The following is a 14,765-nucleotide window of genomic DNA, read 5'->3' as shown; positions in this document are numbered from 1 at the left end:
TGAACGACCACGGCCCTGCGGGCCTGAAAAGCACGGGGCGCAGCCCCTGCTTTTCAGGGGCGCGGGGAACTGCGCGACCAGCCCTCACGCACCCGCGGCCGACAACACGCCCCCTCAGTCCAAATACCCCCGCAGCTGGTCCGCGAAGGCGTGGTCGCGGAGTTTGTTGAGCGTCTTGGACTCGATCTGCCTTATGCGTTCCCGGGTCACGCCGAAGATGCGGCCGATCTCCTCCAGCGTGCGGGGGCGGCCGTCGGCGAGGCCGTAGCGGAGCTGGACCACCTTGCGTTCCCGCTCGCCGAGGGTCGACAGCACCGCCTCCAGGTGTTCGCGCAGCAGCAGGAACGCGGCCGACTCCACGGGGCTCGTCGCGTCGCCGTCCTCGATGAGGTCGCCGAGGGCCACGTCGTCCTCCTCGCCCACGGGCGCGTGGAGCGAGACCGGTTCCTGGGCGAGGCGGAGCACCTCGCTGACGCGCTCGGGCGCCAGGTCGAGGTGGGCGGCGACCTCCTCGGGCGTGGGCTCGTAACCCCGCTCCTGGAGCATCCGGCGCTGGACGCGGACGACCCGGTTGATCAACTCGACCACGTGGACCGGGACCCGGATGGTGCGGGCCTGGTCGGCGAGGGCTCGGGACATGGCCTGGCGGATCCACCAGGTGGCGTAGGTCGAGAACTTGTAGCCGCGCGCGTAGTCGAACTTCTCGACGGCCCGGATGAGGCCCAGGTTTCCCTCCTGGACCAGGTCCAGCATGGTCAGGCCACGGCCGACGTAACGCTTCGCCACGGAGACGACGAGCCGCAGGTTCGCCTCGATCAGGCGGCGTTTGGCCATGCGGCCCATGACGACCAGCCGGTCGAGGTCGAGGGCGAGCCGGGTGTCGAGGTCGGGGGCGTTGCCGAGCCGTTCCTCGGCGAAGAGGCCGGCCTCGACGCGGCGGGCCAGCTCCACTTCCTCCGCGGCCGTCAGGAGGGGGATGCGGCCGATCTCGCGCAGGTACTGGCGGAAGAGGTCGGAGGAGGGGCCGCTGGTGTCCGGGCGGGCGCGGGGCAGCTCCACGGGCTCGGGGGGCTCGGCCGTCTCCAGGGCCTCGACCGCCGCGGCAGGCGGTTCGTCCAGGTCGGGCGGGCCGTCGGTGGCCGCCTCGGGGTGGTGCGCGGCGCGGCTCTGGGCGGGCACCGCGGTGATCACATCGGTCTCCGCGGCCGGCTCCGAGCCGTCGGTACCGATGGCCGTACCGGTGTCGTTCTGTATGAGGGTCTGGGTCTGCACGGGGGCGACCTCCAGGAATGTCGCTGCCAGGGCGTACGGCAGCGGTACGTCTGGGATGGCGCGGGCGGCCTCTCCGCCGTCCATCCCGTACTCATCGAGCGGAACCGCGGGGATCTCGGACCCGTGGGGGACGGGTCGGCCGCGCTCCGAGGACTCAGGCACCGGAACCCAGTGTGGAGTACGACACACAGCCACCACGAGGGGCGTGCGGTGACTTTTTGCGTCCGGGCCGTGACCGCACGGTTACCGTGCCGTAGGAGTGCGCTGCTGGGAGGGCCGTGCACCGCTCGTGGGCCGTTCGGAGCGGGGTGGCTCCGGCGTGGATTGGCATGTGCTCCGGGGACGTGCGCGGCCGGGGGCGCGCGTCGGCACCGGATCAGAGCGCCTCCGCGCCCCGCTCCCGCAGTGCCTGGTCGTACTGCTGGAGGACCCACAACTCGTTCTGTACGGCGGCCAGCTGGGCGGGGTCGCCCTGGGCGGCCGCCCGCGCCAGGCTGCCCTGGACGTCGCGCACCCGGCGCTCGACGGCCCGGCGGCGTACGGTGACGAGTTGGTCGCCCGCGTACACCTCGTCGACCTTCTTGCGCATGATCGCCTCGACGGCCAGCTCGGTCACCATGGCCCGCACGGTGTCGTCCGGCGCCGCCTCGCGGACCCGGACCAGGTACTCCTGCGGGTCCTCGGCGCCGTATTCCACGCCGCCCGCCTCGATGATCGCCTCGCGGACGGCCGCGTACGGGGCGGCGGTGAACTCGTCGACCCCGTAGGCGTCGAAGGCGGGGGCGACCAACTCGGGCCGTTGCAGGGCGAGTTTGAGGAGTTCGCGCTCGGTGGCGAAGACCGGGTTGCGCAGGGTGAGGGCCGGGCCGGAGGGGGGCCGGGCGGTGGACTCGTAGGGCTGCGCGCCGCGCTGGGCGGCCGGGGCGGGGCCCTGGCCGCCGCGGTCGCGGGCCCAGCGGGCGAGCTGGGCGACGCGCTTGACGACGAACTGGGTGTCGAGGATGCCGAGCATGCCGGCGAGTTGCACGGCGACCTCGTGCTGGGCGCCGCTGTTCTTGATGCGGGCGACGATCGGCGCGGCCTCGTCGAGGGCGGCGGCGCGCCCGGCGGGGGTCTCCAGGTCGTAGCGGGCGACGATCTGGCGGAGGGCGAACTCGAAGAGCGGGGTGCGGGGTTCGGTCAGTTCGGCGACGGCCTCGTCGCCCTTGGCCAGGCGGAGTTCGCAGGGGTCCATGCCGTCGGGGGCGATGGCGATGTACGTCTCGGCGGCGAATTTCTGGTCGTCCTCGAAGGCGCGCAGGGCGGCCTTCTGGCCGGCCGCGTCGCCGTCGAAGGTGAAGATCACGCGGGCCGAGCCGTTGTCCATCAGCAGCCGGCGGAGGATCTTGATGTGCTCGCCGCCGAAGGCCGTGCCGCAGGTGGCGATGGCCGTGGTGACGCCTGCGAGGTGGCAGGCCATGACGTCGGTGTAGCCCTCGACCACGACGGCCCGGCTGGCCTTGGCGATGTCCTTCTTGGCGAGGTCGATGCCGTAGAGGACCTGGGACTTGCGGTAGATCGCCGTGTCGGGGGTGTTGAGGTACTTGGGCCCGTTGTCCGACTCGTACAGTTTCCGCGCGCCGAAGCCGACCACGTCCCCGCCGATGTCGCGGATGGGCCACATCAGACGGCCCCGGAAGCGGTCGATCGGGCCCCGGCGGCCCTCCTGGGAGAGGCCGGACAGCAGCAGTTCCTTGTCGGTGAAGCCCTTGCCGCGCAGGAAGCGGGTGAGGTGGTCCCAGCCCTGGGGGCTGTAGCCGACGCCGAAGTGGACGGCGGCGGCCTGGTCGAAGCCGCGTTCGGCAAGGAAGATCCGGCCGGTGTCGGCCTCGGGGGCGGTGGCGAGCTGTTCCGCGTACCACTCGGCGGCGATCTTGTGCGCTTCGACCAGGCGGATGCGTTCACCGCGCTGGTGGGAGGGGTTGTACCCGCCCTCCTCGTAGCGCAGGGTGATGCCGGCCTGGCCGGCGAGGCGCTCGACGGCCTCCGAGAAGGACAGATGGTCGACCTTCATCACGAACGTGATGGTGTCGCCGCCCTCCTGGCAGCCGAAGCAGTGGAAGAGCCCCTTGCTCGGGCTGACCTGGAACGACGGCGACTTCTCGTCGTGGAACGGGCAGAGCCCCTTGAGGTTCCCGCCGCCCGCGTTGCGCAGCTGGAGGTACTCGGACACCACGGCGTCGATCGGGACCGCGTCCCGTACCGCCTTCACGTCCTCGTCGTTGATCCGTCCTGCCACGCGGAGATTCTACGGTGACCTACTGACATGGCCGCGCTGCGGAAGGGGCGCGCGGAACCGCGCGAGCAACCACATACCGCCCGCACTCGTCCTCGCGCCCCACCCCACGGATGTCTAGGCGATCAGACTCTCCAGCGGTACCTGGGGATTCGAGAGCGCCTCCACATCCACCCGCGCCCGGGACCGGATGAGTTTCTGGATCGGCTCAGTGACATCCCACACGTTCACGTTCATCCCGGCCAGCACCCGTCCCTCCTTCACCCAGAACGCGATGAACTCCCGCTTCCCCGCGTCCCCCCGGATCAGCACCTGGTCGTACGAGCCGGGCGGCGCCCACCCCGAGTACTCCATCCCCAGGTCGTACTGGTCGGAGAAGAAGTACGGGACCCGGTCGTACGTGACGTCCTGCCCGAGCATGGAGCGGGCGGCGGCGGGTCCGCCGTTGAGCGCGTTGGCCCAGTGCTCGACGCGCAGGCGGGTGTCGAAGAGGGCGTGCGGGAAGGACACGACGTCGCCGGCCGCGTAGACGGAGGGGTCGGACGTACGGAGCCCCGCGTCCACCAGGATGCCGCCGCCCTGGGACCGGTCGGCCACCTCCAGCCCCGCCGCTTCGGCCAGGCCCGTGCGCGGACCCGCGCCGATCGCCGCGAGGACGTCGTGCGCCGGGTGCTCCTCCCCCGTGTCCGTGCGGGCCGCGAGGACCATCCCGTCCTGGCCGACGATCTCGGTGAGCCGCGCGCCGAAGTGGAAGCGGACGCCGTGCTCGCGGTGCAGCTCGGCGAAGAGGTTGCCCAGCTCGGGGCCGAGGACGCCGTACAGCGGGGTCGCTTCCGGCTCGACGACGGTGACCTCGGCGCCGTACTCGCGGGCCGCGGCCGCCACTTCCAGGCCGATCCAGCCGGCGCCGGCGATGACGAGGTGGCCGTTGTCCCGGCCGAGGGCGGCGAGGACCCCCTTGAGGCGCTCGGCGTGGGCGAGGCGGCGCAGATGGTGGACGCCCGCGAGATCGGTGCCCGGGATGTCCAGGCGGCGGGGCTCGGCGCCCGTCGCGAGCAGCAGCTTGTCGTAGTGGACGAGGGTGCCGTCGTCGCCGAAGCGGACGGTCCTGGCCGTGCGGTCGATCGCGTCGACGGTCTGGCCCAGGTGGAGTTCGATGTCGTTGCTCGCGTACCAGGACGGCTCGTGGACGAAGACGCTGTCGCGCTCCTCCTTGCCGAGCAGATAGCCCTTGGAGAGCGGCGGACGCTCGTACGGGTGGTCGCGTTCGTCGCAGATCAGTATCACGCGGCCGGTGAAGCCCTCCGCTCGGAGCGTCTCGGCCGCCTTCGCGCCGGCGAGACCGCCTCCGACGATGACGAATGTCTGATCCGCGTCGACCACTTGATGCCTCCTCTTAAGGGTGCGTCCACATGCGAGCGTCCCGCACGGAGCGTGATGCGGGAAGAGGTAGTGACCCGATCAGGCCACGCAGGGTCACGTTTTCGTCACATCCGACCCGTCAGTCTCGCGTGTGACGCGCGGGCGGAGGTGTCGGTCAGGGAAGCGATCTGGTCGACGATCACCCGCTTGCGGGCACGGTTGTCCGGAGCCGCGTCGAACAGCGCGCGGAACTGGGGTTCGAGTCCCTCGGGGGCGCGGGCGGTGAGCGCCTCGGCCAGTTCGGCGACGACGACGCGCTGGTCGGCACGGAGCCGCTCCTGCTCGTCCCGCTGCATCACATAGCGGTCGGCGACGGCCTTCAGCACGGCGCACTCCAGCCGCGCCTCGCGCGGGACGACCAGCTCGGCGGCGTACCGGGTGAGGGGGCCGCCGCCGTACGCCTGCCGGGTGGCGCCCTCGGCGGCCAGGCAGAAGCGGCCGATGAGCTGGCTGGTGGCGTCCTTCAACCGGGCCTGGGCGACGGCCGTCCCGTCGTAGCCGTGGGGCCACCACTCCTGGTCGAGGAGGCGGTCGAGGGCTTCGGCGAGCTCGGCCGGGTCGGTGTCCGCGGGGACGTACCGGCCGCGGGCCACCTCGAACACCGCCTGGCGTTCGGGGTCCGCGTGCAGGCAGTTGGGGTCGATGTGGCCCGCGTGCAGGCCGTCCTCCACGTCGTGCACGGAGTACGCCACGTCGTCGGACCAGTCCATGACCTGGGCCTCGAAGGTGGTGCGGGTGCCGGGGGCGTCCTTGCGGACCCAGTCGAAGACGGGCCGGTCGTCGTCGTACACGCCGAACTTGGGCGAGGCGGGGTCGGTGGGGTGACCGCCGCGCGGCCAGGGGTACTTGGTGGCGGCGTCCAGGGCGGCGCGGGTGAGGTTGAGGCCGACGCTGACGAGGTCGCCCGACTCCGGGGACCGGACGAAGCGCTTGGGCTCGATGCGGGTCAGCAGCCGCAGGGACTGGGCGTTGCCCTCGAAACCGCCGCAGTCCTCGGCGAATTCGTTGAGCGCCTGTTCGCCGTTGTGGCCGAACGGGGGGTGGCCGAGGTCGTGGGAGAGGCAGGCGGCCTCCACGAGATCGGGGTCGCAGCCGAGGGCGGCGCCCAGCTCGCGGCCCACCTGGGCGCACTCCAGGGAGTGGGTGAGGCGGGTGCGGGGGCTGGCGTCCCAGACGTGGGTGCGGGTGCCGGGGGTGACGACCTGGGTCTTGCCGGCGAGTCTGCGCAGGGCCGCGGAGTGCAGCACACGGGCGCGGTCGCGTTGGAAGGCGGTGCGGCCGGGGCGTTTGTCGGGCTCCGGGGCGTAGCGCTCCGCGGAGGGCGGGGGGTAGGTGGCGGCCGGGGTGTCGTGGGTGGGCGGGGTGTGGGGGCTGGGGGGTGTGGTGCCTTCCATGATTCGACAGTACGGGGCGGGTGTGACAAAAGGGTGCCTACTCGGCTGCCGGGTTCGGTTCTTTGGCGGGTGCGGGTGGGTGGGGCTTCTCGCGCAGTTCCCCGCGCCCCTTCGGGGTGCGCGTTCCTTCTACGCTGACGCCAGTAGCGGCAGCGGCCTGGTGCCGGTCGTCAGGGCCTCGTCGTAGCGGTGCAGGATCAGGTTCGCCATCGACGGGTGGGCGCCCAGGGGGGCCGCGGTGATGCCCGGGGCCGCTTCCGCGCACTCTCTGGCGAAGCGGCCCGGGGCCGTGAAGTAGGAGGCCAGGGCTATGCGCGTGCGGCCCTGGGCGGTGAGGGTGCGGACGGCTTCGGGGACCGTGGGGGTGGCTGCCGAGGCGTAGGCGGGGACGACCGGGACGCCCAGGCGGTCGGCGAGGAGGCGGGCCGTCAGGCCGGTGTCCTCGGCGGCCTCGGGGTCGCGGGAGCCCGCGGCGGCGAGCACCACGGCGCTCGTACGGCGGTGCGCCTCGCTCGTCCGGGTGCGCCAGCCGGCCTCGACGAGGCGGGCGTGCAGGGTCTCGACGAGGAGGGGGTGCGGGCCGAGCGGCGCGGCCAGACGGGTGCGGGCCTCGGCGGCGGCGGCCATCTCGGGGATGTCCTGCTTGACGTGGTAGCCGCGGCTCAGGAGGAGGGGGACCAGCACCGCTTCCCGGTCGCCGAGGGCGGCGAGGGTGTCGGGGAGCAGGGGCTCGTTCAGCTCGATGTGGCCGAGACGCACGGTGAGGCCGGGGCGCTGTTCGCGGACGCGGTCCATGAGGGTGCGCACGGTCGCCAGGGCGCGCGGGTCGCGGCTGCCGTGCGCGACCAGGACGAGCGCCGGTGGGGCGGGGCGCCGGGTCCCGTCGCGGGAGACGAGGCTGAGCTGGGTGGCCAGCTGGTCACTGATCAGGTTCATGATGTGCGCCGTACTGTCGAGGTCCGCGTTCGACTTGCTCGTCGTCGCCGTCATGCACCGATGGTGCCGGGAGGACATTGCCTTCCCGTTGCACGGTGGTGACGGGTGTTTACCAGCGCTTCACCGCGCGCGGTACGGGTGTGTGAACCTCCGTGACCTGGCATTTCAACTCGTTCGAGTGAAGCTTGTCACGCTGGGCGGTGAACCGGATCTCCGCGGATGACGTCTTCGTTGGTCGGGAGGGCGGGCACGGACGGGCCCGCCGGAAACACGCAGGACACATAGCGGGACGCGTGGCAGGACACATGAGCGGGTCCGACGGGACGGGGGCGCAGTGAGGCGTATCAGGCGGGTCGCGCGCGCCGTTCGGTTGCCGCGGACGCGGGCGGGGCGGCGGCGGGCCGTGCAGGCGGTGATGCTGCTGTGCGTGCTGGCGCTGCTGCCCTCGACCTGGATGTTCACGGCGGCCGGCGACCGGCTGCGAACCACGGCCGACGCGCCGCGCACGGAGGTCGCGATGGTCTTCGGCGCCGGGCTGTGGCAGGGCGAGCCGTCCCCGTACCTGGCGCGCCGGCTGGACGCGGCGGCCGAGCTGTACCGGTCGGGCCGGATCAAGGTGGTCCTGGTCACCGGGGACAACAGCCGGGTGGAGTACGACGAGCCGGACGCGATGCGCGGCTACCTCACCGAGCACGGCGTGCCCGACGACCGGATCGTCAGCGACTACGCCGGGTTCGACACCTGGGACTCCTGCGTCCGCGCCAAGAAGATCTTCGGCGTGGACCGGGCGGTGCTCATCAGCCAGGGCTTCCACATACGCCGGGCGGTCGCGCTGTGCGAGGAGGCGGGCGTCGAGTCGTACGGCGTCGGCGTCCAGGACCGGCACGACGCGACCTGGTACTACGGCGCCACCCGGGAGCTGTTCGCGGCGGGCAAGGCCTCCCTGGACGCCCTGTTCGAGCCGGACCCCCGCTTCCTCGGACCGGAGGAGACGGGGGTCGAGAAGGCGCTCGCGTCGGCGGGACGGACGCCCACGGAAGCGCCTTAGCGCCCGAAGGGCCTCGGTGCTCGACGGGCCTCGGTGCTCGACGGGCCTCAGTGCTCGAAGGGCCTCAGTGCTTGATGCTGCCCCACCAGCCCTGGTCCACGGCGCAGCCCCACGTCTTGCCCGCGGCGGTCTTGCCGTGGACGGTGAAGCGGACCTCGTAGGGCTTCTTGCGGTTGGTCATGTAGGCGCTGATGCGCAGACCGGTGGTGCCCTTCTTCTTCAGGGTCTTGGTGTAGACGGTGGCGACCTTCGAGGTCCGCTTGGTGATCTTGCTGCCCTTGGTGGCGGTGGCGTAGGTGAAGGTCAGGTTGACGGGCTTGCTGACCTTCAGGCTGACGTCCTTGAAACTCGCGGTCTTGCTCTTGTTCTTGAGCGCGAAGTAGAGGCCGCCCTGCACCCGGTTCTTCGCGTCCAGGGTGAAGTTCTTCGGCGAGCTGAGTTCGATCGGGCAGCCGGCGGCCTGGGGCGCCGCGGAGGCGGCCCCGGCGAGGCCGAGCTGGGTGGCGGTCAGGGCGCCGACGGCACCCAGGACGGCGGCGGTGGTGCGCATACGGTTCACGTGATGGTCCTCTTCCCCCGGCGGCCCGCGTCACGGGCCGGGTGACAGGTCGTACGCCACACGGGGTTCGCGGCACGACTCCCGTGTCTGCGGCGCCCGTAGTTCTTAGCACGCGCGGCCCGAACGCATGGACGGAAAGGAGCAGGGTGACCGCATACGGTGACAGAATCGCGACATCCGGCGGCACGCTTCCTCACGCCGGGCCCGAGGCCGCCGGGAGGTCCCCGTGCCGGTCGTGTAACGAGGGGCGTCCCGGCGCGTAACACGTGCGACGCACGCTGAGCGGTATGCCGAACTCCGCGACGCCCACCCACTGCCCGTACTGCGCCCTGCAGTGCGGGATGAACCTGACGCCCGGTGCGGACGGGACCGAAGGGGTCGTAGTGGTCACGGAGCGCGCGGACTTCCCGGTGAACCGGGGAGCGCTGTGCGGCAAGGGCCGTACGGCGCCGGCGGTGCTCTCGTCCCGGGTCAGGCTGACCAGTCCCTTGGTCAGAAGGGCGGGCAACCTGGAACCCGCCTCCTGGGACGAGGCACTCGACCGGATCGCCGAGGGGCTCACCCGCACGCGGACGGAACATGGCCCGGACGCGTGCGGAGTGTTCGGCGGCGGCGGACTGACGAACGAGAAGGCCTACGCGCTGGGCAAGTTCGCCCGGGTGGTGCTCGGCACCTCACAGATCGACTACAACGGCCGTTTCTGCATGTCCTCGGCGGCCGCCGCCGGGATCAAGGCGTTCGGGCTGGACCGGGGGCTGCCGTTCCCGCTGGAGGACATCCCGAGGACGGGGTGCGTGATCCTCGTCGGGTCGAACCTCGCGGAGACCATGCCGCCGGCCCTGCGCTATCTCACCGAGCTGAAGGAGAACGGCGGCACGCTGATCGTCATCGATCCGCGCCGCACCCGTACGGCCGAACAGGCCGACCTGCACCTGTCCCCGCGCCCCGGCACCGATCTGGCCCTGGCCCTCGGCCTGCTGCATCTGATCGTGGCCGAGGGGCGGGTGGACGAGGAGTACATCCGCGAGCGGACCAGCGGATGGGAGGAGGCCCGGGCGGCGGCCATGGCGCACTGGCCGGAGTACGTGGAACGGATCACGGGGGTGTCCGTTCCCGAACTCCGCGAGGCGGTACGGCTGTTCTGCGAGCCCGAGCACGCGATGGTGCTCACGGCGCGCGGGCCCGAGCAGCAGTCCAAGGGCACGGACACCGTCGGCGCGTGGATCAACCTCACGCTGGCGACGGGCCGCGCCGGCCGGCCGCTGTCCGGGTACGGCTGCCTCACCGGGCAGGGCAACGGGCAGGGCGGGCGCGAGCACGGCCAGAAGGCCGACCAGCTGCCCGGCTACCGCAAGCTGGTCGACCCCGAGGCGCGGCGGCACGTCGCCGAGGTCTGGGGCGTGGACCCCGACAGCCTGCCCGGGCCGGGGCGCAGCGCGTACGAGCTGCTGGACGCGCTCGGCACCGACATCAAGTCGCTGCTGCTGATGGCCTCCAACCCGGTGGTGTCGGCGCCGCGCGCCGCGCACATCGAGGACCGGATCAAGTCGCTGGACTTCCTGGCCGTGTGCGATGTCGTGCTGTCGGAGACGGCGGCCCTCGCGGACGTCGTCCTGCCGGTGACGCAGTGGGCGGAGGAGACCGGCACCATGACCAATCTGGAGGGCCGGGTGCTGCTGCGGCGGCGCGCGATCACAGCTCCCGACGGGGTCCGCAGCGACCTGGAGATCATGCGCGAACTGGCCGACCGGCTGGGCGTCGAGAAGGGCTTTTCGACCGACCCCGAGGAGGTCTTCGAGGAGCTGCGCCGGGCGAGCGCGGGCGGGCCCGCCGACTACTCGGGCATCACCTACCGGCGGTTGGCCGAGGAGAACGGGGTGTTCTGGCCCTGCCCCACACCGACGGCCGAGGCGGGGGCCGTACCGCCCGCCGAGGTGCACCCCGGGACACCGCGGCTCTTCCTCGACCGGTTCGCCACGGAGGACGGCCGGGCCCGGTTCGTGCCCGTCTCGCACCGGGCGGCGGCCGAGGAACCGGACGCGGAGTACCCGGTGCTGCTCACCACCGGGCGGGTGGTCGCCCAGTACCAGTCGGGCGCCCAGACCCGGCGGGTCGACGAGCTCAACGCCGCCGCGCCGGGGCCGTTCGTGGAGCTGCACCCGCGGCTGGCCGAGCGGCTCGGCGCGGCCGAGGGCGACCCGGTTGCCGTGGTCTCCCGCCGGGGGCGGGCCGTCGCCCCGGCCCGCATCACGACCGGCATCCGCCCGGACACGGTCTTCATGCCGTTCCACTGGCCGGGCGAGGGCCGCGCCAACACCCTCACCAACCCCGCCCTCGACCCCACCTCCCGCATGCCGGAGTTCAAGACCTGCGCGGTGCGGGTGGAGGCGGTGGGGAAGTAGGGCGGGCCGGCCCGAGCGGGGTCGGGAGGCTCAGAGGATCATGCGCACCGTGGCCGCGTCCTCGGAGTACTTCGCCGTCTCCTCGGGGGTGAAGTCACGGCGTTCCGTGAAGCCGATCCCGACGACGGCGACGAGGGTGTCGTCCGCCGGGTCGAAGACGGGGAGGGTGAGGGAGCCCATGGCACCGGCGGCGCGGCCCGCGCGGACGGCGACGCCGGTCGTGTCGGTCTGAAAGTCGGAGACGGCGACGGGCTCACGGCGCTGCGCGGCCGTCCCCGCCATGCCCTTGCCGATCGGTATCACGGCGGTGCCGTTGCGCACCGAGACCGGCAGGTTGTACGAGGCGACGAGGACGATCTCGCCCTCCCCGGCGGACTCGGCGGACTCGGCGGGCTCCGCGGGCTCGGCGAGGTGGACGGAGCCGGCGAAGCCGGCGTTGCGTGCGACGAACTCGGCGAGCCACGCGTCGACTTCGGGGCGGGCGTTCTTCAGGACGGTCTCGTTCAGGGCGGTCTGGTTCGGTGAGGTGTCGTTCGGTGCGGTCTCGTTCAGGGATGTCTCGTTCGAGGCGGTTTCGTGCATGGGGGGCTCCTCGTGCTCGCGGCTCAGGTGCCGCTGTCGTGATCGACATCGTTACCCCACCTGCTTGAACATTCATACTCTCGATTACGTAGATCCTGTGTGGTCGACCCGGGGGTTCGCATGCCGCAGCACGACCGTCACCAGTGGACCGACTCGTTCCCGTGGAGCCTCTCCTACCGTTGGGGGCACTCCGCGCTGACCGCCGACTTCGACCTGAGCGGGGACACGCCCCGGCTGCTGTGCGTGCGTCGCCCCGGCGACCCCGAGCCCGGCCCCGAGGAGCCCGGGACCGGCCCCGCCCTGCCCCTGGTCGACCTGGTCCTGCTCGGTGCCGGCACCGGCTGGGCGAGACCCCGCTTCACCGGCACGGCGATCGGCTCCCGTCTGGCGTACCGGTCCCACCACTCCACTTGCGACTCCGGTGACCGCGTGCGATGGCATCGGCTGACCTTCGAACTCCACGATCCGGCGACCGGGTCGACCGCCTTCGTCGAGTACGCCTCCCCGGACGGCATCCCCGTGCTGCGCTCCCGGGTCCGGCTGCGCAACGACGGCTCCGAGCCGGTCACCGTGCGCTCCGTCGGCAGTCTGCTCCTCGGCGGGCTCCCCTCCCCCGACGAGCTGTCCGTCCTGCGGGCGCGCAACGACTGGCTCGCGGAGTGCCGTTGGTACGCCGAGCCGCTGCGGGACTCCGTGCCCGACGTCGGCCACGAACTGCACGGCGGCGGCGGGCACGCGGCGGCCCGCCTCGCCGGGCGCGGCAGCTGGCCCACCGACGGGCACCTCGCGATGGGCGGGCTCCGGCACCGTGGCGACGGCCGCGGCTGGTTGTGGCAGATCGAGTCGGCGTCCAGCTGGGTCTGGGAGGCCGGCGAGTCGGCGGGCCGGACGTGTCTGGCGCTCGGCGGACCGACCCACGACGAGCACCAGTGGCGCCAAGTCCTCCGGCCAGGAGCCGAGTTCACCACGGAGTGGGCCGCCCTCGCCCTGGGCGACGGCTTCGAGGGGGCCCTGGCCGCGCTGACCACCTACCGCCGGCTCGTACGCCGCCCGCACCCGGACCACACCCGGCTCCCGGTGATCTACAACGACTACATGAACACCCTGATGGGCGACCCCACCACCGAGAAACTGCTCCCGCTGATCGACGCGGCGGCGAAGGTGGGCGCGGAGTACTTCTGCGTGGACGCCGGGTGGTACGACGACAGCGGTGCGGGCGGTGAAGGGGCACCGGGCGACGGGCAGGAGGGCGCCGGCCCGGTCGGGGGCTGGTGGGACAGTGTGGGGGCCTGGCTGCCGTCGGTCCGGCGGTTCCCCGGTGAGGGTGGCATCCGGGTCGTGCTCGACCGGATCCGGGAGCGCGGGATGGTGCCGGGGCTGTGGCTGGAGCCCGAGGTGGTCGGGGTCCGCAGTCCGCTCGCCGCCGAGCTGCCCGCCGAGGCCTTCCTCCGCCACGAGGACGGCACCCGGGTGACCGAACAGGGCCGCCACCAGCTGGATCTGACCCATCCGGCGGCCCGGGCCCAGCTGGACCGGACGGTGGACCGCCTGGTCGGCGAGTGGGGCGTCGGCTACCTCAAACTCGACTACAACATCACCACCTCGGCACCGGCCCACCTCGCCCACTCCCGGGCCTGGCTCTCCTGGCTGTCCTCGATCCTGGACCGCCACCCCGGTCTGGTCGTGGAGAACTGCGCCTCGGGCGGCATGCGGATGGACGGTGCCTCGCTCGCGGTGGCCCAGCTCCAGTCCACCTCCGACCAGCAGGATCCCCTGCGCTGTCCGCCGATCGCCGCGGCCGCCCCCACCGCCGTGCCGCCGGAGCAGGGCGCCGTGTGGGCCTACCCGCAACCGTCCTGCACCGACGAGGAGATCGCCTTCACCCTCGGTTCCGCGCTCCTCGGCCGCGTCCATCTGTCCGGCCACCTGGATCGCATGACGGAACGTCAACTCGGTCTGGTGCGGGACGCCTTGGACACGTACAAGTCGATCCGGGGCGATCTGCGCACCGCCGTGCCCTGCTGGCCCCTGGGTCTGCCGGGCTGGTCGGACGACTGGATCGCGCTGGGGCTGAGACAGCCGGGGGCGGGCCCTGGCCCGGTGTACGTGACGCTCTGGCGCCGGGGCGGAGACACCGAACGGTCCTTCACACCGCCCAGGTCGGGCCCGGGGGACGTACGGGTGGAGATCCTGCACCCGAGGGCGACGACGGCCACGGCGCGGTGGAACGGCTCCGAGCTACGGGTCAGCATGCCGGACGCCCCGTCGGTCGTCCTGCTGAGGCTGCGGCGGACCTCAACCGCGTAGACGCCAGTCCCCGCTCTCGATCGGCTTCCCCCTGGCCCGCAGTCCGGCCGCGACGGCCGGGGCGGCGACGTAGACCCAGGCGCGGACGACCGTGCCGTCGGCGAGGGTGGCGGGGCGTTCCACCCGCTCGTAGAGGTTCGCCGGGTCTCCCGGGGCGTACTCCTCCAACTGGTCGAGGACGCGCAGGAGTTCGGCGTACTCCTCGGGGGCGGCGGTGACGATCTCGCCGCTCACCTCGCCCGTTCCCCCGCGCCCCCGCCCGGCCCCGTCGCCGGCCCTGTCACCTGCACCGCCACCGTCACCGTCACCGTCAGCGAGGCTCTCGACCGCGTACGGGTAGCCGGGGCCGTCGTAGAGCGCCATGCCGCGCATCCGGGCCGGTTCCTCCGCGACGGTGCGGCCGCGCAGGAAGAGGTCGTGGTTGGGCTCGCCGGGGCGGAGGGTGCCGTAGACGAAGAAGGGGAGCACCGCTGTCGTCTCTCCTCTCCAGGGGTGTGGGGACTCTTTGCAGAAACGATTCTCACCCCTCACACATCCCCCAGCCGACGCCCCTGGACCGCACCCTGTC

At 72.4% G+C, this 14,765-nt stretch carries 11 protein-coding genes; 3 read left to right on the top strand and 8 right to left on the bottom strand.

Annotation, left to right across the window (positions count from 1 at the left end):
• Positions 1-114 precede the first annotated feature (114 nt).
• From HW837_RS25010 to HW837_RS24990, 5 genes are all read right to left on the bottom strand, one after another.
• The gene (locus tag HW837_RS25010) at positions 115-1,434 is read right to left on the bottom strand and encodes an RNA polymerase sigma factor (protein WP_045557415.1); all 1,320 of its coding nucleotides are present in this window, start codon (positions 1,432-1,434) and stop codon (positions 115-117) included.
• Between the two features lie 214 nt (positions 1,435-1,648).
• On the bottom strand, positions 1,649-3,550 hold the full coding sequence (gene dnaG / locus HW837_RS25005; RefSeq protein ID WP_193380063.1) for a DNA primase: 1,902 nt from the start codon (positions 3,548-3,550) through the stop codon (positions 1,649-1,651).
• Positions 3,551-3,664: 114 nt separating this feature from the next.
• Positions 3,665-4,930 (bottom strand): NAD(P)/FAD-dependent oxidoreductase, encoded by a 1,266-nt coding sequence (locus HW837_RS25000; protein ID WP_045557417.1) that lies wholly within the window; start codon positions 4,928-4,930, stop codon positions 3,665-3,667.
• Positions 4,931-5,034: 104 nt separating this feature from the next.
• Positions 5,035-6,363, bottom strand: a complete 1,329-nt coding sequence (locus tag HW837_RS24995) for a deoxyguanosinetriphosphate triphosphohydrolase (protein WP_045557418.1) — start codon at positions 6,361-6,363, stop codon at positions 5,035-5,037.
• A gap of 129 nt (positions 6,364-6,492) precedes the next feature.
• Positions 6,493-7,353: a sirohydrochlorin chelatase gene (locus HW837_RS24990; RefSeq protein ID WP_193380064.1), complete on the bottom strand. Its 861-nt coding sequence runs from the start codon at positions 7,351-7,353 to the stop codon at positions 6,493-6,495.
• A 361-nt stretch (positions 7,354-7,714) separates the two neighbouring features.
• Here HW837_RS24990 and HW837_RS24985 point away from each other — a divergent pair, with 361 nt between their 5' ends.
• Complete coding sequence (locus tag HW837_RS24985) at positions 7,715-8,347, top strand: SanA/YdcF family protein (protein WP_078853433.1); 633 nt, start codon at positions 7,715-7,717, stop codon at positions 8,345-8,347.
• Between the two features lie 64 nt (positions 8,348-8,411).
• Here HW837_RS24985 and HW837_RS24980 read toward each other — a convergent pair whose 3' ends face one another.
• Positions 8,412-8,897, bottom strand: a complete 486-nt coding sequence (locus tag HW837_RS24980; protein WP_196789421.1) for a hypothetical protein — start codon at positions 8,895-8,897, stop codon at positions 8,412-8,414.
• 296 nt (positions 8,898-9,193) lie between these two features.
• On the opposite strand from HW837_RS24980, the gene HW837_RS24975 reads away from it, so the two are divergent.
• A complete protein-coding gene (locus HW837_RS24975; protein ID WP_045557422.1) occupies positions 9,194-11,308 on the top strand; it encodes a molybdopterin oxidoreductase family protein in 2,115 nt (704 codons plus the stop codon).
• A gap of 30 nt (positions 11,309-11,338) precedes the next feature.
• Here the strand turns inward: HW837_RS24975 and HW837_RS24970 are convergent, their stop codons facing one another.
• Positions 11,339-11,890: a GAF domain-containing protein gene (locus tag HW837_RS24970; RefSeq protein WP_193380065.1), complete on the bottom strand. Its 552-nt coding sequence runs from the start codon at positions 11,888-11,890 to the stop codon at positions 11,339-11,341.
• 120 nt (positions 11,891-12,010) lie between these two features.
• Here HW837_RS24970 and HW837_RS24965 point away from each other — a divergent pair, with 120 nt between their 5' ends.
• Complete coding sequence (locus tag HW837_RS24965) at positions 12,011-14,197, top strand: glycoside hydrolase family 36 protein (RefSeq protein WP_193380066.1); 2,187 nt, start codon at positions 12,011-12,013, stop codon at positions 14,195-14,197.
• Here HW837_RS24965 and HW837_RS24960 read toward each other — a convergent pair.
• A complete protein-coding gene (locus tag HW837_RS24960) occupies positions 14,186-14,665 on the bottom strand; it encodes a gamma-glutamylcyclotransferase family protein (RefSeq protein WP_093789184.1) in 480 nt (159 codons plus the stop codon). The genes HW837_RS24965 and HW837_RS24960 overlap by 12 nt on opposite strands.
• Positions 14,666-14,765: the final 100 nt, after the last annotated feature.

Origin of the sequence: Streptomyces caniscabiei (genome assembly GCF_014930365.1) — a bacterium.
Classification (GTDB): Bacteria; Actinomycetota; Actinomycetes; order Streptomycetales; family Streptomycetaceae; genus Streptomyces; species Streptomyces caniscabiei.
This window is presented reverse-complemented; position numbering and strand designations above follow the sequence as displayed.

What these genes read in the sequence shown, in the direction of transcription:
- HW837_RS24995 (WP_045557418.1), bottom strand. Translation starts at nt 6,363, where the DNA reads ATGGAAGGCACCACACCCCCCAGCCCCCACACCCCGCCCACCCACGAC.
- HW837_RS24990 (WP_193380064.1), bottom strand. Translation starts at nt 7,353, where the DNA reads ATGACGGCGACGACGAGCAAGTCGAACGCGGACCTCGACAGTACGGCG.
- HW837_RS24985 (WP_078853433.1), top strand. Translation starts at nt 7,715, where the DNA reads ATGCTGCTGTGCGTGCTGGCGCTGCTGCCCTCGACCTGGATGTTCACG.
- HW837_RS24980 (WP_196789421.1), bottom strand. Translation starts at nt 8,897, where the DNA reads ATGCGCACCACCGCCGCCGTCCTGGGTGCCGTCGGCGCCCTGACCGCC.
- HW837_RS24975 (WP_045557422.1), top strand. Translation starts at nt 9,194, where the DNA reads ATGCCGAACTCCGCGACGCCCACCCACTGCCCGTACTGCGCCCTGCAG.
- HW837_RS24970 (WP_193380065.1), bottom strand. Translation starts at nt 11,890, where the DNA reads ATGCACGAAACCGCCTCGAACGAGACATCCCTGAACGAGACCGCACCG.
- HW837_RS24965 (WP_193380066.1), top strand. Translation starts at nt 12,011, where the DNA reads ATGCCGCAGCACGACCGTCACCAGTGGACCGACTCGTTCCCGTGGAGC.